This is a genomic window from Colwellia sp. MB02u-9 (assembly GCF_014077085.1).
GTDB lineage: Bacteria > Pseudomonadota > Gammaproteobacteria > Enterobacterales > Alteromonadaceae > Cognaticolwellia.
This window is the reverse complement of record NZ_JACGVF010000094.1, coordinates 341,485-363,515: the sequence shown is the minus strand read 5'-3', so window position 1 is coordinate 363,515 and position 22,031 is coordinate 341,485. Positions and strand designations below refer to the sequence as shown.

The 22,031-nt window shown below is 37.8% G+C and carries 16 protein-coding genes; 11 read left to right on the top strand and 5 right to left on the bottom strand.

Going from position 1 to position 22,031, the window contains the following annotated elements:
* Positions 1 to 124: 124 nt before the first annotated feature.
* Positions 125 to 1,804, top strand: coding sequence for a dihydroxy-acid dehydratase (gene ilvD / locus H4J65_RS10190; RefSeq protein WP_182137770.1), 1,680 nt, complete (start codon positions 125 to 127; stop codon positions 1,802 to 1,804).
* Positions 1,805 to 2,168: 364 nt separating this feature from the next.
* Here ilvD and glpK read toward each other — a convergent pair whose 3' ends face one another.
* Positions 2,169 to 3,650, bottom strand: a complete 1,482-nt coding sequence (gene glpK, locus H4J65_RS10185) for a glycerol kinase GlpK (protein WP_182198051.1) — start codon at positions 3,648 to 3,650, stop codon at positions 2,169 to 2,171.
* Positions 3,651 to 3,913: 263 nt separating this feature from the next.
* Between glpK and H4J65_RS10180 the strand changes: the two genes are divergently transcribed.
* Both H4J65_RS10180 and glpD read left to right on the top strand, forming a co-directional pair.
* Positions 3,914 to 4,672, top strand: coding sequence for a DeoR/GlpR family transcriptional regulator (locus tag H4J65_RS10180; RefSeq protein WP_182198048.1), 759 nt, complete (start codon positions 3,914 to 3,916; stop codon positions 4,670 to 4,672).
* A 490-nt stretch (positions 4,673 to 5,162) separates the two neighbouring features.
* Complete coding sequence (glpD, locus tag H4J65_RS10175; protein WP_182198046.1) at positions 5,163 to 6,701, top strand: glycerol-3-phosphate dehydrogenase; 1,539 nt, start codon at positions 5,163 to 5,165, stop codon at positions 6,699 to 6,701.
* A gap of 313 nt (positions 6,702 to 7,014) precedes the next feature.
* On the opposite strand, the gene htpX is transcribed toward glpD, so the two are convergent.
* A complete protein-coding gene (gene htpX / locus H4J65_RS10170) occupies positions 7,015 to 7,914 on the bottom strand; it encodes a protease HtpX (protein ID WP_220465125.1) in 900 nt (299 codons plus the stop codon).
* A gap of 1,362 nt (positions 7,915 to 9,276) precedes the next feature.
* Between htpX and H4J65_RS10165 the strand changes: the two genes are divergently transcribed.
* The gene (locus H4J65_RS10165; RefSeq protein ID WP_259367580.1) at positions 9,277 to 9,762 is read left to right on the top strand and encodes a low molecular weight protein-tyrosine-phosphatase; all 486 of its coding nucleotides are present in this window, start codon (positions 9,277 to 9,279) and stop codon (positions 9,760 to 9,762) included.
* 346 nt (positions 9,763 to 10,108) lie between these two features.
* Here the strand turns inward: H4J65_RS10165 and rne are convergent, their stop codons facing one another.
* Positions 10,109 to 13,333: a ribonuclease E gene (gene rne / locus H4J65_RS10160; RefSeq protein WP_182198044.1), complete on the bottom strand. Its 3,225-nt coding sequence runs from the start codon at positions 13,331 to 13,333 to the stop codon at positions 10,109 to 10,111.
* A 676-nt stretch (positions 13,334 to 14,009) separates the two neighbouring features.
* Between rne and rluC the strand changes: the two genes are divergently transcribed.
* Positions 14,010 to 14,972, top strand: coding sequence for a 23S rRNA pseudouridine(955/2504/2580) synthase RluC (rluC, locus tag H4J65_RS10155; protein WP_404851948.1), 963 nt, complete (start codon positions 14,010 to 14,012; stop codon positions 14,970 to 14,972).
* Between the two features lie 522 nt (positions 14,973 to 15,494).
* Here rluC and H4J65_RS10150 read toward each other — a convergent pair.
* Together H4J65_RS10150 and H4J65_RS10145 are read right to left on the bottom strand one after the other, a co-directional pair.
* On the bottom strand, positions 15,495 to 16,070 hold the full coding sequence (locus tag H4J65_RS10150; protein WP_182137776.1) for a CBS domain-containing protein: 576 nt from the start codon (positions 16,068 to 16,070) through the stop codon (positions 15,495 to 15,497).
* 1,283 nt (positions 16,071 to 17,353) lie between these two features.
* A complete protein-coding gene (locus H4J65_RS10145) occupies positions 17,354 to 17,950 on the bottom strand; it encodes a nucleoside triphosphate pyrophosphatase (RefSeq protein ID WP_182185955.1) in 597 nt (198 codons plus the stop codon).
* 119 nt (positions 17,951 to 18,069) lie between these two features.
* Here H4J65_RS10145 and yceD point away from each other — a divergent pair, with 119 nt between their 5' ends.
* The 6 genes from yceD (at position 18,070) to acpP (ending at position 22,027) form a co-directional block, all read left to right on the top strand.
* Positions 18,070 to 18,582, top strand: coding sequence for a 23S rRNA accumulation protein YceD (gene yceD, locus H4J65_RS10140; protein WP_182137778.1), 513 nt, complete (start codon positions 18,070 to 18,072; stop codon positions 18,580 to 18,582).
* Between the two features lie 39 nt (positions 18,583 to 18,621).
* Positions 18,622 to 18,792, top strand: coding sequence for a 50S ribosomal protein L32 (gene rpmF / locus H4J65_RS10135; protein WP_077286058.1), 171 nt, complete (start codon positions 18,622 to 18,624; stop codon positions 18,790 to 18,792).
* Positions 18,793 to 18,807: 15 nt separating this feature from the next.
* The gene (gene plsX / locus H4J65_RS10130; protein ID WP_220465124.1) at positions 18,808 to 19,833 is read left to right on the top strand and encodes a phosphate acyltransferase PlsX; all 1,026 of its coding nucleotides are present in this window, start codon (positions 18,808 to 18,810) and stop codon (positions 19,831 to 19,833) included.
* Positions 19,834 to 19,952: 119 nt separating this feature from the next.
* Positions 19,953 to 20,888: an ACP S-malonyltransferase gene (gene fabD / locus H4J65_RS10125; protein WP_182198040.1), complete on the top strand. Its 936-nt coding sequence runs from the start codon at positions 19,953 to 19,955 to the stop codon at positions 20,886 to 20,888.
* Between the two features lie 6 nt (positions 20,889 to 20,894).
* Positions 20,895 to 21,629, top strand: coding sequence for a 3-oxoacyl-ACP reductase FabG (fabG, locus tag H4J65_RS10120; RefSeq protein WP_182185960.1), 735 nt, complete (start codon positions 20,895 to 20,897; stop codon positions 21,627 to 21,629).
* Between the two features lie 164 nt (positions 21,630 to 21,793).
* Positions 21,794 to 22,027: an acyl carrier protein gene (acpP, locus tag H4J65_RS10115; RefSeq protein ID WP_077286054.1), complete on the top strand. Its 234-nt coding sequence runs from the start codon at positions 21,794 to 21,796 to the stop codon at positions 22,025 to 22,027.
* Positions 22,028 to 22,031 lie beyond the last annotated feature (4 nt).

Below are 22,031 nucleotides of genomic sequence, written 5' to 3'. Positions count from 1 at the left end.
TAGTAATAGAACAGAAAATGCAATGCATGCGGAGAAAGAGCAGCGTTGGGTTGGTTTCAAAAGTTATTTTTTTGCGATCTGTTCTAATAAAAGTTATTCAATGATGGTTTCGGAGAAAATAATAATGTCAGAAATAAATAAGTTTTCAAAAACAGTCACTTTAGACGAATCACAACCTGCTTCACAAGCCATGCTTTATGCGATTGGTTTGACAGAAGAGGACATGAAAAAAGCACAAGTGGGTATCGTTTCTACAGGATGGGAAGGCAACCCCTGCAATATGCACTTAAATGAACTTGCTAAAGAAGTCAAAAAAAGTGTCATTGCTGCTGATTTGGTGGGATTAATCTTTCACACCATAGGGGTGAGTGACGGTATTTCAAACGGAACGGCAGGCATGAAGTATTCCTTAGTTTCTCGTGATGTAATTGCTGATTCTATTGAAACGGTTGCCGGTGCTCAATATTATGATGCTATGGTGGCAATCGTTGGCTGTGATAAAAACATGCCCGGGGCAATGATGGCCTTGGCGCGTGTTAATCGTCCAGGTATATTGGTTTATGGCGGCTCTGTTAAAGCGGGAAAATGGAAAGGTGAAGACTTGAATATTGTCTCTGCTTTCGAAGCTTATGGAAAAAAATTACAGGGCGTTATCTCTGATGAAGACTATAAAGGTGTGATTCAAAATGCGATCCCAGGAGCGGGCGCTTGTGGTGGAATGTACACCGCAAACACTATGTCTTCAGCGATTGAGGCTTTAGGGATGAGCCTGCCTTACTCTTCGTCTAATCTAGCGGTGAGTGAGGAGAAAAAGATAGAAGTGACCAAAGTGGGTGATGCCATTAAAAATCTGCTGGAAAAAGACATAAAACCACAAGATATTATGACCAAAAAAGCGTTCGAAAATGCTTTAAGAATGATCATGGTTTTAGGCGGCTCTACTAACGCAACTTTGCATATGATAGCCATGGCGCGAGCCTGTGGTGTTGATTTAGGTTTAGATGATTTCCAAGCTATGGCTGACAAAACGCCATTGTTGGCAAACTTAAAGCCCTCAGGTGAATACTTAATGCAAGACTTACATGCCATAGGCGGGATCCCTGCGGTAATGAAGTATTTATTGGCTGAAGGTTTGTTGCATGGTGATTGTTTGACCGTTACAGGGCAAACCATTGCAGAAAACTTAGCTGATTTACCTGGCCTGCCAGCAGTTCAAGATATCATCAGACCTTTAAGTAACCCATTAAAAGCAACGGGTCACTTACAAATTCTTTATGGAAACTTGGCTTCTGAAGGCTCAGTTGCCAAAATTACAGGCAAAGAAGGTGAAGTATTCGAAGGTCCAGCAAGAGTTTATGAAGATGAATTCGCGGCAATAAAAGGCATTGAAGACGAAGTACAAAAAGGAGAGGTTATCGTTATCCGTTATTCTGGGCCAAAGGGAGCGCCTGGAATGCCTGAAATGCTAAAACCAACGTCAGCAGTAATGGGTGCTGGTCTTGGCAAAGACGTAGCACTAATTACTGATGGTAGATTCTCTGGAGGTTCTCACGGCTTTGTTGTTGGACACGTTACCCCTGAGGCTTCAGAAGGTGGATTGATTGCTTTGGTGCAAAATGGCGACATTATCCGTATTGATGCAGTGACGAACAAGTTGGAACTGAAAGTAGACGAGGCTGAAATTGCCCAGCGTAAAGCCGCATGGATAAAACCGGCTTATAGAGCTACCAATGGTGTATTACGAAAGTATATTGCCACGGTAAAATCTGCATCGCTAGGGTGTGTTACCGACGAAATAGACTAACAGAGCCCGCTTTGATTTTGCATTCTGTTGTGATGCTATCAAAGCGGTCAAAGTTCTGAGATTAAGTTTCCAGCGAAAAATCTCCCGACACTATACTTGACTGTTTAGTCGACACACTAGCTTGTGTAGTGCTCGTGCTACGTTTTTCTGAATGCAAAAACACCTCAGTCTGTCTGGTTTTAACCACTAAATAGTCAAGAACAACCATAGGATATGCGGTGTCTGAAGGTTTGACTTGCCTGATAACCGCACTGATTATAGTAGATATTAATGTGGTTGAAATATCAGTCTTATACCTTTCTTTGAACGTACCGAGGATTTATCTAGTCCTCATACCTTTAAGGTAACTTTGCATAAATTGTTTTTATTCACTTTGTACACGACGGACGGCATTTAGCCAGCCTTCATACAGATGATCACGCGTGGACTTATCAAATTCAGGTTCAAAACGTTTTTCGCGAAGCCACATCGACTCTAAATCTTCTAATGAGTTATATACTCCAGCTTTAAGTCCGGCAAGATAAGCCGCCCCCAATGCTGTAGTTTCGGTGATCTGAGGACGATCAACCGTCGCGCCTAATACATCAGCAAGAAATTGCATCAGCCAGTTATTAGCAACCATGCCACCATCAACGCGCAATGCTATTGGGCGTACACCATCACTTTCCATCGCTCTTTGTAAATCTTTAGTTTGATAACACACTGATTGTAAACCCGCGGTGACTATTTCTTTTATCCCCGTATCTCGTGTTAAACCAAAAATGGCTCCTCGGGCATTTGGATCCCAATAAGGAGCCCCTAAGCCCGTAAATGCAGGGACTAAATAAACACCATGGTCAACAGGTGTTTGTTGCGCTAACGGTTCTGCCTCTGAAGCGGCATCAATCAGTTTCAAGCCATCTCGCAACCATTGAATAGTCGCTCCGGCAATAAAAATACTGCCCTCTAAAGCATAGGTAACCTTGCCATTAAGTCTATAGGCTACGGTTGTTAGTAATCTATTTGATGATTTCAGTGCGGTGTTGCCGGTATTAACAATCGTAAAACACCCCGTGCCGTAGGTGCTTTTGGCCATACCTTCACGGAAACAGGTTTGACCAAATAGCGCGGCCTGTTGATCACCAGCCATACCTAAAATAGGAATTTCAACGCCTAAAATATTTTTATCTGAGACACCAAAATTATCAGACGAGTCCATAACTTCAGGCAATAACAAGCGAGGAATATTGAATGTAGTTAATAACTCTTCATCCCATTCTTGGCTGTGTATATTAAACAACATGGTACGCGATGCGTTTGTTGCATCAGTGCGGTGTTCTTTTCCGTTGGTTAATTTCCATAATATATAACTATCAAGGGTACCAAATGCTAATTCACCGTTTTCAGCACGAGCTTGGGAGCCTGCTACATTGTCTAAAATCCAGCGTATTTTAGTGGCAGAGAAATAAGGATCGATTAACAATCCCGTTTTTTCAGAGATTAATGTTTCTATATTATTGCTTTTGAGTTGTTGGCAGTACTCACTGGTACGACGATCTTGCCAAACTATAGCGCGATAAATGGGTATGCCAGTCTTGCGATCCCATATCAATGTCGTTTCACGTTGATTTGTAATACCAATGGCTTTAATAGTATCAGTGCTATTATCAATGGCAGCAATAACCTTTTTACAGGTACTTTCTACTGTGCGCCAAATATCATCAGGGTCATGTTCAACCCAGCCATCATTGGGGAAATGTTGTGAAAACTCCTCTTGGGCAGAATGTTCACTTCGGCCATCACGGTTAAATAATATAGCCCGAGAGCTGGTAGTGCCTTGATCAATTGATAGAATATAGTCAGTCATGCAAAATCCAGTGATGTTATTGTTCGGTGTTAAATGATGTTAAAAAACGTTAACTTATGTTCGTTAATGTTCATTTATATTAGCTGTATATGTTTTATCCATTATTTACAACAGGATAAATAATATTATCAGCTAAATTTCTTTGCTAATATCATTCATCCTGTCAGAATAGTGACTAATTGTTACGTTAACTTAAGTTTTGATTAAAATTAACATAGTTGCTTTAATTCAAACGAATCAAATAATCCAAAAGTATAAATTAAATGAACCAACAACAACGCCAAGCGTTAATTATTGAGAAGATTCAAGAGCATGGTTTTGTAACCATTGACGAGCTGGTTGAACATTTTAAAGTAACACCTCAAACAGTGCGCCGTGATCTTAATCAACTTGCTAAAGCACAGAAAATTTCACGTCATCATGGTGGTGCGGGTACTGAATCGAGTACAGTGAACACTGATTATCAAACACGAAAAATTACCGATCTTCACTCAAAAGAAAAAATTGCTGCTGAGTTGGTGCAAATGATTCCTAATGGCGCATCACTTTTTATTAATATTGGTACCACAATCGAAACCATTGCCCGAGCGTTACTAAACCATAAAGGTTTGCAGGTTGTAACCAATAATTTAAATGTTGCCTCAATACTTGGCGCTAAAGAAGACTTTACAGTAGTTATTGCCGGTGGCGAAGTTAGACACAGAGATGGTGGTGTTATGGGGGAGGCCACAGAAGACTTCATTAAAAAATTCCGGATGGATTTTGGTATTATTGGTATTAGTGGTATCGATTTAGATGGTTCATTATTAGATTTTGATTATAGAGAAGTCAGGGTAGCTCAAGCCATTATCGAGAATTCACGTCAAGTACTGTTAGCGGCTGATCAATCAAAATTTGGTCGCAACGCTATGGTACGCTTAGGTAACATTAGCCAAGTAGATCATTTTTTTACTGATGCGACACCACCGGATGAAATAACACAAATTCTTGTCGACCATCAAGTCACTTTGCACTTAGTATAGTTTTGCATTTAATTTATGCTACCTGAGATTATTAATTATGGTATAAACTTTTCCAAATTCAATAACCGCTACTTAACTGATATTTTTCCTCTCACATTTATATTGTTCAACGTAGCATTAGTCTTTAATGAGCATAATTTGATAGACAGATAGTGGTGAAATATATTAAGGCGAACAAGAAAAACTTCATTAAATAAACCACTATCTAGATAACAGCCTGTCTCTATTATTAATCTCTTGTTTTATAAAGCCTATCGAACAAACAGATGACCTACATTAGCTTCACTTTTTTTACCCAACTTATATTAATAATTATCAAGTAGTTATTAATATAAGCAACAATAAATGTTCGTAAATGTTCGCTTTGTGTTGATATTGTTTCTTTTTAAAGGTATTGTCGACAAAACAACATTGTATTATCAGTGGATTTAGCAATAAGAAAGTTAGAAGCTACGTCAGATTCTTCCTTGCGGCAATTAAAGAGGACAATATGAAAGATCAAAGTGTTATTTATGACTTACTCGTTATTGGTGGTGGCATTAATGGAACAGGCATTGCTGCTGATGCAAGTGGTAGAGGTCTAAATGTTTTACTTTGTGAAATGAATGATCTTGCCTCATCAACCTCATCAAACAGCAGTAAACTTATTCATGGCGGCTTACGCTACCTTGAGCATTACGAGTTCCGCTTAGTTCGTGAAGCGCTTGCTGAGCGTGAAACCTTATTAAAAAATGCGCCTCATATTATATGGCCTTTACGTTTTCGCTTGCCTCATCGCCGTCATTTACGCCCTTCATGGATGATCAGAATTGGTTTGTTTATGTATGACAACTTAGCTAAACGCGCTACTTTGAAAGGTTCGCATGGTATCAAGTTTGGCAAAAACAGCCCAGTTATTGACAGCATAACTAAAGGCTTTGAATATTCTGACGCTTGGGTTGATGATGCTCGTATGGTGGTGCTTAACGCGATAGCCGCTAGAGATAAAGGCGCAAATATTATGACACGCACTCGTTGCTCTAATGCTAAGCGAGTAGATAATATTTGGCAAGTAACCCTTCATGATAATTTAACGGGGCAACAGCAAACTGTTAAAGCTAAAGCTTTAGTTAATGCGGCAGGTCCATGGGTGACTAGCTTTTTTGATGACGCATTGAAAACACCTTCTCCGAAAAAAATTCGTTTGATCAAAGGTAGCCATATTATTGTGCCGCGTATTCATAATGAACCTCAGGCCTATATTTTACAGAACGAAGATAAGCGCATCGTCTTTGTTATTCCTTATGAAGATGACTTTTCTTTAGTCGGTACGACAGATATAGAGCATATTGGCGACCCAGCAACAGCTTGTATTTCAAAAGAAGAGAGTGACTACTTAGTGTCGATAGTTAATGCTCATTTCAAGCATCAAATAACCACTGAAGATATTGTTGCCACCTATTCAGGCGTAAGGCCTTTACTTGATGATGAATCAGATTCAGCCGCCGAGGTAACACGTGATTATACTTTTGAAGTAGATGCTCCTGACGGTAAAGCACCATTATTGTCAGTATTTGGTGGCAAGATCACAACCTATCGTAAATTATCTGAAGCGGCAGTTGATGGCATTATTAGTCATTTTCCTAAAGCGGGTAAAAGTTGGACAGCCGATGCTGCACTTCCAGGGGGTAATTTTGACACTCAACACAACCTACAAACTAGCCTTAAACGTCAATATAATTGGCTGCCGCGAAAAATAATTAATCGTTATGTTCGCTCATATGGCACCTTGAGTCATGAAATTTGTGCTGGTATTAGCTCAATGGATGAAATGGGCCAAAACTTTGGTGCTGGCCTTTATCAACGTGAGGTGGAGTATTTAATAGCACAAGAGTGGGCCGTTGACCTTGAAGATATTATCTGGCGACGCAGCAAATTAGGTTTGCACTTAACCCAAGTAGAAAAAGATACATTAGCAAGCTTTCTTGTAGCTTCTACTGACAGCTTGAAAGTCTCGTCAAAGCAAAATTCCCTATCAGAAAAAGTATAGCTATTTTACCTCCTATCTAAAACGATATCACTGACCTTGGCTGTTTCAGTAAGCTAAGGTCAGTGATAAAAATTAAAAATTAACAGCAGAGATTAATGTAAATTATTTAGCTGTTTCATTTGTTTGCAGTCCAGATGATTTACATCAGACTGCTTTTGTATACTTAATAGTTTTGCAATAAATAAAAGGCTCTGTTCCTGTTAGCTGTTATCCCTTAATATCATCTTAGTTTCACCAATATATTAACAGTGCATCACATTATTATGATTTGCAGATAAAGTGTCTTTACATGGCTACTGTCATTAACAAAACATTACGGTTTTACACCAGTCAGCGCTCTTTTTTCTAACGCATCAATTCTATCTTTTATTGGTGGGTGAGAAGTCCATAAATGGGTAAAGCCTTGCTTTTTTTTTTCACCGATACCAAAAGCGGCCAATTGCTCAGGTAGTGCTTCAGGTTCTTTTCGAGCTAAACGCTTTAAAGCACTGATCATATTTTGATGACCCGCTAAATCAGCACCACCTGTATCTGCTACAAATTCACGTTTTCTAGAGAAATACATCACAATAACGCTGGCGAGTATCGATAATAGAACTTGCGAGATAAGAACCGTAACAAAGTAACCAATACCATGTCCGCGATCATTTTTTAAGATAACTCTGTCAACTACATGGCCAACAAGGCGAGACAAAAACACAACAAAGGTATTCACCACCCCTTGAATTAACGTTAACGTTACCATGTCACCATTCGCAATATGGCTCATTTCATGACCAAGTACTGCTTCAATTTCACCCTGGGCCATATTATCAAGGAGTCCTTGAGATACAGCGACTAATGCATTGTTTTTAGTTGCTCCTGTAGCAAAAGCATTCATTTCATTTGAAGGAAAAATAGCGACTTCAGGCATTTTTATACCAACAATATTGGCTTGCTTTTCTACCGTTTGTATTAACCATTTATTAATGTTGGTTGTAGGTGCTGTAATAACAACTGCACCCGTCATTCGCTTCGCCATCCATTTAGAAATGAATAATGAGATAAACGAACCACCAAAACCAATAACACCTGAAAGTATCACTAAGGATTGGATATTTAAATCGGAGCCATTTTCTGCCAATATACTATCAACACCTAGCAGTCTTAATGTGACACTTAATACCAACATAATAGCAATGTTCGTAAGTAAAAAGAGAAAAATTCGTTTCATTATAATTCCTAAAGTTGAATGTTCAGATACATTATAGTATCAATGCTGAGATGAGAAAATTTACTCAAGTATTTGTGTGTTAAATCAGGTGATGAATGTGTAAAAGAAGATTAACTTGAATATTTACATCGACCATGCAAATTGTAATAAACCATAACTCAGACGGTGTAAAAACGTTTTGATCACTTTTTCGAATAAGCACAGAATACTTATGATTAATCTCAATACAATTCAATAACCCACTATATATTTAGTCTAATATTCAGTAAGTTAATTGATTCTATAGTAGATTTATGTTAGGTCATATTAAAGGTTTATCTCGCTCCCAAGTAATATTTCTTCTGAAATACTTGATAACTTTTTTTCTAAAGAAACCCCGGTCAGAGTAATAGACGTATTTGTCGATAACTTAGATCTAGAGCGCCTTGGCTTTAAAAGAATAAAAGGGTCGGTGACAGTTGATAATTAGTCTCATTTGATTGTTGTTTACTTTTAAATAATAACAATATCATATATTTAAACTAAACCTGTATTGGCTGTTATTTTTATGGTTAGTATCCTATGAATCAACTTAAATAAATAAAGTGATGATTATGAATTACAAAACTGTAGGAATACATATAACCAAAAAAAATAGAAAGTATTTTGTGGCTGAAATTAATAATCACAAAATTAAATTAGAATCAGATGCTATCAGAGAAAACTAGAATTAGGTGAGCAGTCACTTTTGGTGGAAGATATTAGTATCCGCAATAAATACGGGTCAAATGACAAATATAAACTAGCAACTACTATAGACAAGCAAAAATGTACTGACATTTACTTTTTCAAAAGTACTGTTAGTATGAAATATTGGACCACAGACACTAGCGAAAAATCAGTTTTTAGACTTAGTGTCCTTAATGAACTTCTAAACCAACAACGAGAGTAAAAATTATGGAATATAAGAACAATCATAATAAATGAAAGATATGACTATATTAGCCTTCTCATATAATGAGGCTATGTAAAAAAGTGTATTTAAATAAAGTGATTCAATCGAGGTAAGAAATGTGTGGCTAACTCTATTTATATTTAGCCAGCTGAATTGGAATAGAGCTAGTATTCTTTTTCTTTACAGCGATTTATTTAAAAAAATATAGTTGGGTACGCATCGAATCAATGGTTAGTTTAAGTTCAGTTTTGTTGACTTTACATTGCTATATTAAACTATGTTTTTATTTTCTTAATTGGGTTATTATTTCAACATAGCGTTTGAAATATAGGGTAAATACCCCTTTATATATTCCCCAAAAAAAACTACAAGTTGTTGATTTTATTAGGGTGTAAATACTCAAGAATGAATAGGTAATGGAAAATATAATGACTTATAATGTGTTGAATTTAAAGGAAATAAAGTCTATCCTCTTTGTCTGTATGGGCAATATTTGTCGTTCGCCAAGTGCAGAAGCGGTTTTTCGTCAGAAATCACAAGCGCTCTCATTAATCATAGATTCAGCTGGGATCCTTGGTTCACATGCCCGTGAAAAACCTGATCACCGAGCACAAAAAGCGGGTATTGCACGAGGATATTCCTTTGATAAAATTAAGGCGCGTAAAGTTACTGAACAAGATTTTGAAAATTTTGACTTGATATTAGCGATGGATAAAAAAAACGTTCAAGATTTAATGAAAGTCGCGCCTGAAGGTCTTCAGTATAAAGTACAGTTATTTTTAGATTATGCGGAAAATGTTGAGGATCAAGAGGTACCAGATCCTTACTACGGTGGTGCTAAAGGCTTCCAGTTTGTTTTAGATTTAGTAGAAGATGCCAGTGACGGGCTAATTAAACGCCTGATAAGTGCATAAGAGCCTTTTAAGCTGAGCTTAAATAACCTTTAAGTACTAATAGCTGTTTATGCCTATGTTATAAAATATTGCCCACTTGTGCTGGTTATAAGCTACACCACGGCAGCGCTGCTCTCAATCACAATAGCCAGTTATTTCTTTTGCCTTGATTTATTTTCACTTCGTACAACAAGATCACAAACTTAATGACATTGGCATTAAGTAATTTGCAGACAGATAACTAGAGATAACTAGCTAAAATAGAAAACCAAAATACCAAAATACAGAAATTAAAAAGCCAATTGCGTAATGCAATTGGCTTTTTTTTTAGTCCTTCAGATATTTATCCTGAAGATTAGTGGGTAACTTAACTAAGTGTTGGTTTAGTTGGACCCGCTGAATTTCGGCTAGTAACATTAGAAAAAAGTGAAGATTTTCCTGACTTAATATGCACTGTTCTCTGTTCATTCGCTACAAAGTCACGAGGAATAGTGCCATCACTAACAACAGTTTCTGGCTTAGTCATTGGCGCCGATGCTTTACCTGATGTTTTACTTGCTGCCGCTTTAACTTTACGTTTAATGTTTTTTACTTTAGCACGTACTTTCTTAGGTTTTTCATCAAGGGTTACTGGCTTATCTTCAGTAGAGGCTGCAACGCTATCTTCAACAGTTGCTGCAACCGCATTTACAATTGCTGGCGTTTCTACTTCAGTTTTTGCTACTAAAGGCTCTGGTGCTATTGTTGCAGGTTGTTCGATAGAAACTTGTTCTTCTATCTTAGCCTCTACTACAGGTGCCTCAGCTTTTTGGCTGTTAACTTCTTCAGTAGTGTCAGTATTTTCTACTTGTACTTCAGCTGTTGACGCTACTTCATTAACGGTTGATGTTGCTGCTTCGTCCGCTACGTTTGCTGTTTGCGTATTAACAGTTACATCAGCTTTAATAACGACTGTTTCAGGCTCATCAAAAGGTAAGTTTTGCTGAACTTCATTTTCTGTGTCATTAATCACTTGTGTTAATGCGTCTGCTTGTACCTTTTGAACTTGCTCAACACTAGGTGCTGTCTCAGATACTTCAGCCGTAGCATTAGCGTCATTAACATTACTACTAGATTCAACTGAGTTTTGTTCTGGATAACGAGCCGTTACTGGATCTTCAGTAATTTCACTCTTAACATCGCTTGCCTCTGCATTTTGTCTACGACGTTGGCCGTGGGCACGCATATGGCGAGGAGAACGTCGGCTTCTTGGGCGTTGTTCTTCTTTTACATTGTTAGTTGCTTGTTCGACAGTGGCGTTATCAACATTATCAGTCGCATCTGCTACTGTTGAGTTATCAACTTTACTAGTCTCAACTTTATTAGTCTCAACTTTACTAGTCTCAACTTTACTAGTTTCAACAGTATTGTGTTTAGGTGTCGTGTCTTGAACTAGGCTAACATCAGCTGCAATATTCTCAACATGCGTATTGTTTTTAACATCACTATTAACCCGCACTTTTTGGCGAATATTACGACGTTGACGACGCTCAGTTAGTTTGTCTTCTTTAGGTTTTTGTACGCGTTCTTTTTGAGGCTTAGCTGTTGTTGCAGGTGCCACAGGCGATGTAGGTGTTACATTGCTTTGGCTATTTGCACTATTGTCATTGGCCTCTTGAGATTTACGTTTGTCATTGCGAGAATCGTTGCGACCTTCATTACGAGAGTCATTATGGCTTTCGTTACGGTTTTCGTTACGTCCTTCATTACGGCTTTCGTTGCGAGAATCGTTACGATTATTGCGGCGCTGACCTTGACGAGCTCTTTGAGGGCGACGTTCACTACTTTTAGTATTGCTCTCTTGAGGTTTTTTCGGTTCAGGTTTAATTTCTTCTTTTTCTTCTGCGGCAAAAAGAGACTTAGCCCAAGACACAATACCAGCAAGTAAGCTTTTTGTTTCAGCTTGTTTTACTACAACAGGCTCTGCAGGCTCTTGCTTTTTTGGGGCTTGTTTAGGTGAAGACATACCTTGAAGTAGCGGTTCATCACGTTTGTTGACTTCTTTATCAAATTTAGGCATCACAGCTTCTTCAGATGCTGCTTGTCTAATCATTACATCGTAGCTGGCTTCTTCGATACCTTCGTCATTTCTTACGCGAATAACTTCATATTGTGGCGTGACCATATTCGGATTTGGGATAATAAGAATATTGACGCTGTGTTGTTTTTCAATATGAAATACTGAGCGGCGTTTTTCATTTAATAAATAGGTTGCAACAGGTACAGGAACTTGTGCTTGCACTTGTTGTGTGTTGTCTTTAATGGCTTCTTCTTCCATTAAACGTAATATTGATAATGCCAATGACTCAACGCCACGAACATGACCAGTACCACTACAACGAGGACATACACTTTGGCTAATTTCACCAATAGAAGGACGTAAACGCTGACGTGACATTTCAAGCAAGCCAAAGCGAGATATGCGACCTAACTGAATGCGAGCTCTGTCTTGTTTCACAGCATCGCGCATTCTATTTTCAACTTCACGTTGATGACGAACTGGGGTCATATCGATAAAATCGATAACCACTAAACCACCTAAGTCACGTAAGCGTAATTGGCGAGCAATTTCTTCAGCGGCTTCTAAGTTAGTATTGAATGCTGTTTCTTCGATATCACTGCCTTTAGTTGCTCGGGCAGAGTTAATATCAATTGAGGTCATTGCTTCTGTTGGGTCAATAACGATTGAACCACCAGAAGGCAAACGCACTTCGCGTTGAAAAGCTGTTTCTATTTGCGTTTCAATTTGATAATGGGTAAATAAAGGTACGTCATTGCTGTAAAGCTTAACTTTACTCAAGAAGTCTGGACGCACAACTTCAATGTGTTTTTTAACACTTTCAAATATTTTAGGGCGATCAATCAATACTTCGCCAATATCACGACGTAAATAATCGCGAATAGCACGTAAAATAACGTTAGTTTCTTGATGGATTAAAAACGGTGCAGGACGGCTTGCGCCGGCTTCTGAAATAGCATTCCAATGGTGTAATAGAACGTTTAAATCCCATTCAAGTTCATCATATTCTTTACCAACACCTGCGGTACGAACAATTAAGCCCATGCCCTTAGGTAGAGTAAGCTTACTTAATGAGGTTTTTAAGTCTGTGCGCTCATCACCTTCAATGCGACGTGAAATACCGCCAGCGCGAGGGTTGTTTGGCATCAGTACTAAATAACTACCGGCAAGACTAATAAAAGTAGTTAACGCAGCGCCTTTTTGGCCACGTTCTTCTTTATCAATTTGCACGATAACTTCTTGGCCTTCACGCAATACTTCTTTGATATTAGGACGGCCTTGAAAGCTGTAACCTTTAGGGAAGTATTCACGCGCGATTTCTTTCATAGGTAAGAAACCGTGACGATCAGCGCCGTAGTCGACAAACGCCGCTTCTAATGACGGTTCAATACGGGTGATTTTGGCTTTATAGATATTTGATTTTTTTTGTTCGTGACCAGGACTTTCGATATCTAAATCATAAAGTTGTTGACCATCGACAAGCGCTACACGCAATTCTTCTGATTGTGTAGCATTAATTAACATACGTTTCATAGTTTGTGTGACTCATTTTAGTCACAACACACCATTGCTTAGAACACAAAGTAACCTATCGCTATGGTAACAGCAACTTGTCAGCCTCACGGGTGTCAATCTTACTACGCCATATTACGTAGCAAGCTGTTAAAAATTCTGATTGTCTAATATAACTGAGGTGTTTGACACCGCAATAAAATTGATTCTTTATGTGCTCAGCCTGTGTGCTGTGCGCAACAGAAAATTAAGTGCTTCGTTAATTTTAGTTCGATATTATTATCGTGTTTTCTAATAATTTAACGGTTGAAAATGTGACTTATTTTTTCTGTTTAATTACATAATTGCTTTAATTGCGCTGGACAATATGTTTATGCGTTATTTTTGACAAGTTACACGCGTCAAATTCGCAATAGGCCTTACTTTTAATATCTCAACAATGATGTTTGATAAAATTGTTTCATACTAACGTGGCCGCATACTTGCCTCTTACGTCTCGCTTAAAGCATCCTTTTTACTTGTTACTGCTAATATGTAGCAATAACCATCTTATTATCACACTTTATTTATGGATAAGGCAATTAAATCCTCGTTTTAATTGCCTGTACTTAGAAAAAAATATGTTAAACTGCGAACAATTATGGTTCCTAGTAAAACAGATATGACTGATAGCCCAAAAGCGCCTAGCAAAATAGATATAACAGATACCCCAAAACCTCAAGTTAGATTTTTCACTGTAGACAGTGAAGATGCGGGTCAGCGTATCGACAACTTTTTAATGAAAACATTAAAAGGTGTGCCAAAAAGTATGTTTTATCGCCTGTTACGAAAAGGCGAAATACGTGTTAATAAAAAGCGTACCAAGCCTGAGTACAAGTTAGTTGATGAAGACATTATTCGCGTTGCTCCTATTCGTGTGTCGGAAAATACTAATACAGTGTCTACACAATTAAATGTTGTTGCTAACTTAGAGAAACAAATACTCTTTGAAGACGAGCGTTTAATTGTTATCAATAAACCTTCTGGTATGGCAGTACATGGTGGTAGTGGATTAAGTTTTGGTTTAATTGAAGCACTTCGAGCTTTGCGACCAGATGCGCGAATGTTAGAACTAGTGCATCGACTTGACCGAGATACTTCCGGTTGTTTAGTTGTCGCAAAAAAACGTTCAGCACTACGACACTTGCATGAACAACTTAGAAATAAAACCGTACAAAAGTATTATCACGCTTTGGTTAAAGGCCGTTGGTCGAGTAAATTAACCCGTGTTGCGGAAGGGTTAAAGAAAAATGACTTAAAGTCTGGTGAACGTGTGGTGGTGGTAGATAATATTAATGGTAAAGAGTCAGAAACCCGTTTTAAAGTAATCCAACATTATAAAAATGCCACGCTTGTTAGAGCCTTTCCAGTCACAGGGCGAACTCATCAAATTCGTGTGCATTGTCAAACCAAAGGCCACTCGATTGCTTACGATGCAAAATACGGCCATGAAGATTTCGATCACGAAATGAAAAACTTAGGTTTGAAACGCTTATTTCTCCATGCGGCGAGTATCGAATTCATTCACCCATTAAGTAATGAACGTATAAAAATTGAAGCACCGTTAGAACCATCGCTAGAAAAATTGTTAAAAAAATTAACTAAAGCGGATGTTCAATAAAAGTACCTAAAAAATACTGAGCTGTTGCGTGAAAGCTCAGTATTAATGTGCCAGTTATGGCATAAATAAAAATATCATTGTTTAAACTTAAAACTCTTCAATAAATTTTGTTCTAGGGTTTTAAGTTTTGCTAAGACGATGAGCTTTTTATTTTTAGGGTGCAATGAATAATAGCTTTATTAGCTTTATTTAGGGTGAGCATAATAAAACCTTATGGATCTAATATACCAAACAAGCTAAATGCCATTGCTAAAACATTGTTGGTAACTTTTAGAGTATCTAGTGGCTCGATCATACTTAAAGTCACCATCTTTTATGCCTGGTATTTATCCATTTTTTTTGATGAAAAAGTGGAACACTTAATGAATCAAATTGCTATTAGAGATGGAGCACCTAAAGCATGAGTACTTAGCTTTTTTAATCTCAACCCAGTTGTCAGTCTAATAGCGTGCCTTGCCCGACAATAGGCTTCTAGCACTGTTCTATTGGCTTAAATCCCTGTAAGCCAATAGCTTAACTTGTTTACATTGAACGTGCTTTTTGATGCACAACATCATAGATAGAGCCAAATGATTGTTTTACATTCAGGTCCATATTTATATGGAGTTTTCTTGCTATATCACTAGATGATATAACCCCTCGTATATGATGACTTTTTCTATCTAGCACTAGGCAGTGACGAAGTTGATAATTTTCTAACGTTGACACTACATCACTCACCGATGCATCTAATAATTCACGATAATCAAAAGCGTGAAAATCCGACTTTGGAATCATTAAATCTTTCACTAACACATCTTCTCGACAAACCCCTTTAGATAGCTTTGCCACAATATGTTGCTCTGACAATTCATTGGTGCTGATCAGGCCAATAAAGTTATTTTCTTCTGAGACCACAATGTTCATTCTAACGTGGGTTTTTAACATTAATTCTAATGCGGTAACGGCCATAGTATCGCCGTCGATCATGATAGCTTTATGAACTTTAAAATCAGTAAATATTTTTACCGCAGGTGATTGTAAGTTAATTTCTTCAAACTGCTCTGGTGAGACAATATTATCGGTATCTTCTAAGTTAACTAAATGTAATTTTTTCATATTTACCTCTGAATGTTTGCTGCATTTGTTGCCAATAATATCGACGGGTCGATTGATATCTAAACAAATGCTTTTAACTATTTATTTAACCTCACATTAGAATAATGGCCGGCAATATAAATATTAAATTAATGATCAATAACTTGCTGTTATGGGGCGTTATTGAATACTTTTTATTTCTCAACGTTAATAACTTGGTGCTTATCGAAACGAACTCGTTTGATTAAATATAGACTGCTGAGCCAAAATTCACTGTTTTAAATTTTGCATGAAAAAACACGGCAGACACAATGCAAGAAAAATACACAGCTATAAAAATAAGATTTTGAGGCATTTCATTTATCTCAAAGTCAGTTTTTGGTCTTAGCAAGATATTGCCGTGCTTAACTTACAGGAGCTAGAGCACGACTCATCAATAAGATAAAACCTTAATATTATGCGATAAACGTATAGTGAAAAATAAAAGCTGGGGGAGCTCTAGAGTGAAAATTATGAAAATAATACTGCAGAATGAAGGGACTTAAATCACTTAAATTAATATAGTTACAATTTTGAAGCTGAACAATGGATGGGTATAACAATGAAGGGTCATCAAAATCTAGATTGTCAACTTGTTCAATTTCAGCAATATTCGATTTTGTAAAACTTAAATCACCTAAAGCGGTTAAGTCTATTTCATTCGCTGAAACAGCCGGTGATAACATGCTTATAATGAAAAGAAATTTAAACATCGCTTTAAACATTTTTTTAAACATTGCCTAGGTAAATTTAAGGTAAATTATAGTTATGTATAGTTATGCTTTAAGTGATGGAGTGGTGATAGCCATAATTCAAGTTAAAAAATATAAAAATAGCTCATTAATTACCAAAAGTTAATCGCTCAACTAGCAGAATGTAAGCTTGGGTGTGATGAATACGGTTATATATAACGCACTGTAATACCCATTTGATTAATTATCTGCTCATTTTTCATGGTTGAAATGAAAAACTACAGGACTACAAAGTTGCATAACGACTGACTAAATTTTCCGCCTTATATTTAGCCATTTTTACTGATGAAAAAGTAGAACACTTAATGAGTTAAATGGGTATAAAACAATTTGTGAATGGAAACTAAAAGAGATACACGCCATGTTGAACAATCAATGTATCTCTTTTTTTGGCTAGTTAAGTTATTTATGCTGGATCTTAAGCGGTTATAAGAACAGATAATATTTTTCTGTGCTATGTGATACGATTCAACGTCAAATTAAGCGCTAATTTAAGCAGCACAGTGAGTTTATTTAAACACTGACCTGTTCTGCTAACACATTTACATCATGTTGCTTTAATAACTCAACCAGCTTGATAAGCGGTAAACCAATTAAAGTGTTGGGATCATCACCTTCCAACTTTTTGAACAAACAAATGCCTAATCCTTCACTTTTAAAACTACCGGCACAGTTATAGGGTTGCTCTGCGTGCAGGTAATTTTCAATGTCGCTTAGCGAAAGCTGATTAAAATGCACTAAAAAAGGCTCTATTAAAGCGGTTGTGTAATCTAAACCGCTGTCATAGACACATAAGCCGGTGTAAAAAACGACAGTTTTATTACTAAATTTTTCTAGTTGCTTAACGGCATTTTCAAAGTTATGTGGCTTGCCAAGTATTTCACCGTCACACATCGCTACCTGATCTGAGCCTATAATTAAAGCGTCAGGAAATTCGCCGGCAACTGCTTTAGCTTTTTCAATGGCTAAACGTTCAACTAACTCGACGGGTGACTCGTTGTCAAACGCGCTTTCATCAATATTAGGTTTAGCACAGACAAAGGGAATATTAAGTTTTTCTAAAATTTCTTTACGAAAAGGGGAGGTGGAGCCTAAAACAAGTTTTTTCATTAATATCACTCAAAATATAAACAGATTGCTGTTAATATATGGCCTATCTTGAGTTTTTAAACAAATTTAGCTATTTTTCTTTTGACACTAGGTGATTGGCACCTTATTATGCGCGCCTTATGAAAAATCTTAAACTCCCGATAACGATAGACCCATCCAGAAGCGCACAGCGAAAGTTAGTGTGTGACGGATACTTTGAAGTATCTGGGATGAATAGATTGCTAGCTGTGTGTCAAACACGGTCTGAGCAGGTCCAAGTAAATGCCACTTTTGATGTGGATGAAGTTGGCTTGATAGTAATATCAGGTTCCTCATCGGCAACAGTTGCATTAACTTGTCAGCGATGTACTGAAGAGTTCGAATTGGAACTAGAAGTAAGTTTTACTTTTAGCCCAGTGAAAGACGTTGAAGCTGAAGCTGAGTTGCCGTCATATTATGACGCAATTGAATTAGATGAAAATGGTGAAGTTAACTTGCTTGAGTTAGTGGAGGATGAGTTTTTACTCGCGATTCCATTAATTCCAAGGCATTCGATCAAAGATTGTCAGTCTCCGGCTGATAGTGTTTGGGGTAAATTGCCTGAAGAGCTTGAAAAACCGAGTCCATTTGATGTATTGAAAAAACTTAAATAGTTAATTTTTAGCTAATAACCAAATTTTTAGGAGTAGGCAATGGCAGTTCAAAAGAGCAAAAAGTCTCGTTCAAGACGTGGCATGCGCCGTTCACATGACGCAGTAACGGCAACGCATTTATCAACAGATCCAGTATCTGGTGAAACTCACCGTCGTCACCATGTAACAGCTGATGGCTTTTACAAAGGTGTTAAAGTAATCAATAAGTAATCTGTAACGATTACCTTGATTAATCTAACCATAGCGTTAGATGTTATGGGGGGCGATCAAGGCCCCCACGTAACACTTCCTGCAGCAATGCTCGCAATAGAAAACTTCCCCAATCTTCACTTATTATTGTGTGGTGACGAAGCCGTCATTATTGAAATACTCTCAAAAAAACAATTTTACCCTCATCCAAGAATAACCTTATACCCAACAACCCAAGTTGTTGAGATGAACGATAAACCTATTTTTGCCTTGCGTAATAAAAAGCAATCATCCATGCGCAAGACCTTAGATTTGGTTCACGAAGGCCAAGCACAAGCTTGCGTGAGCGCGGGTAATACAGGGGCACTTTTTTCAATGGCGCACTTTGTCTTAAAAACCTTACCTGGAGTAGAGCGCCCAGCACTCATTTCTGCATTACCTAGCAACAAGCCTGAGCAACATGTTTTTATGTTGGATTTAGGGGCGAATGTTTTTTGTGACTCAAACGTATTATATCAATTTGCTATTATGGGCTCAGTCATGGCAAAAGAGGTTGATGGTATTGAAAATCCGAAAGTCGCGTTATTAAACATGGGTGAAGAAGAAAATAAAGGCAGCGATCATATCAAACAAACTGCCAGCTATTTACAGGCCAATGATGATATTAATTATATTGGTTTTATAGAAGGTAATGATATTTTTACTAATAAAGCTGATGTTATTGTTTGTGACGGTTTTGTTGGCAATGTTGCGTTGAAAACTTGTGAAGGTGTGGCCAAAATGGTCTATACACAACTACAAGAAATCATCAAAAAACACTTTTTAGCGCGAATTATGGGCAAATTATTGTCTAAGACCTTAAAAAAACTCTTTAAACCCATGAACCCCGACCAGTACAACGGTGCAAGTTTGATAGGATTGCGCGGTATTGTGGTGAAAAGCCATGGTAACGCCAATGTAACCGCATTTTATACGGCGATTACTGAAGCTATTACCGAGGTTGATCGGCAAGTACCGACAAAAATCAAAGATAAGCTTGAACATAGTTTATGCCACAAATAATATTTTTTGGCTATATAGCCGCGTAACAGGTGAATATAAGCTTGAGCAATTACAGCAGCGTAGATCGGGTAATGATTTACGCTGATACAGTGAAAAATTAAATTAAATTAGGTCTAATAATGCAAAATAATTTAGCGTTTGTCTTTCCCGGTCAAGGTTCACAATCTCTAGCTATGTTGGCGGATTTTGCTGAAAATGAAGTAGTACAAAATACTTTTGCGGAAGCATCTGCAGCACTAGGTTACAATTTATGGCACTTGGTTCAACAAGGGCCAGTTGAAAAGTTAAACCAAACAAACTTTACCCAACCTGCGTTATTAACGGCTAGTGTTGCCATTTGGCGTGTATGGCATGCTAATTCATCAATAACACCTAAACTATTAGCAGGTCATAGTTTAGGTGAATACTCAGCGCTAGTGTGCGCAGGGGTGTTATCGTTGGCGGATGCTGTTAAGCTCGTAGAGAAGCGTGGTGAGTTCATGCAAGCATCTGTGCCTGAAGGCGTTGGTGCGATGGCCGCCATTATTGGTCTTGATGATAAAATTATTATTGATGCCTGTGCAAAAGCGGCAAATGATGAAGTTGTTTCAGCGGTGAATTTTAATTCTCCTGGCCAGGTGGTTATTGCAGGTCATAAGGCGGCCGTTGAACGAGCGGGTATATTATGTAAAGCAGCCGGTGCAAAACGCGTGCTACCTTTACCGGTAAGCGTACCATCACATTGTGCATTAATGAAAGATGCGGCAGAAAAGTTAGCAGAAGAATTTAACAATGTTAGCTTTAATGAACCGACTATCCCAGTGGTTAATAATGTTGACGTTACCGCTGAAAACTCGGTTGAAGCTATTAAAATAGCACTGATTAAGCAATTATATAGCCCAGTTCGTTGGACAGAAACTATTCAGTATTTAGCGCAACAGGGTATTGAAATTGCGATCGAAGCAGGGCCAGGTAAAGTATTACAGGGCTTGTTAAAACGCATTGATAAAACCATCAGTTGTCAATCTGTTAATGACAGTGCGTCGTTAACTAAAGCATTAGAATCAGTAGAGTAAAATTATATGTTTTCATTAGACGGTAAAGTCATTTTAGTGACGGGCGCAAGTCGTGGTATAGGTAAAGCTATTGCAACACAACTTAAAGCTTTGGGTGGTAATGTTATTGGTACGGCAACCTCTGAACACGGTGCGGCTAATATCAGTGAGTATTTAGGTGAAGGCCAAGGTTTGGTGTTAAATGTCACTGACGATGCCTCAATTAGCGCTATGTTTGATTTAATCAAAGAAAAACATGGTTCAGTTGATGTTTTAGTCAATAATGCGGGTATTACGCGTGACAATTTACTGATGCGTATGAAAGATGATGAATGGAATGATATTATAGAGACCAATCTAACATCGGTCTTTAAAATCAGCAAAGCGGTATTACGCGCTATGATGAAAAAACGCCATGGCCGCATTATCAATATTGGCTCGGTTGTGGGTACAATGGGCAACGCGGGTCAGGTTAACTATGCGACTGCGAAAGCCGGATTACTTGGTTTTACTAAATCTTTAGCACGTGAAGTTGCTTCTCGTGGCATAACCGTTAATACCGTTTCACCTGGTTTTATTGATACAGATATGACCCAAACATTAACGGATGAGCAAAAAGAAGGCATTTTTGCCCAAGTACCGGCCAACCGTTTAGGTAAGCCGGAAGAAATTGCTAACGCTGTTGCTTTCTTAGCATCTGATGGCGCGGCGTATATTACGGGTGAAACATTACACGTAAATGGTGGCATGTACATGGTTTAACACAAGTTTGCTTTTTGGCGATTTTATGTTAAATTCGAACAAATTATATACTGTCAACAGATTAGACCAGCAAAAAAGTAAAATTAGAAGCTTGCATGGTCGGCTTTTGACGAATAAACTACATACAATTCTGAACAATTGTATTTTCTAGTAAAGGAAGAAAAATGAGCACTATTGAAGAACGCGTAAAAAAAATTACTATTGAGCAACTTGGTGTAAGCGAAGACGAAGTTAAAGTTGAAGCTTCTTTTGTTGACGACTTAGGTGCAGATTCTCTAGACACTGTTGAATTAGTAATGGCATTAGAAGAAGAATTCGATACTGAAATTCCAGATGAAGAAGCTGAAAAAATTACAACAGTTCAAGCCGCAATCGATTACGTTACTGCTAACCAGTAATAAT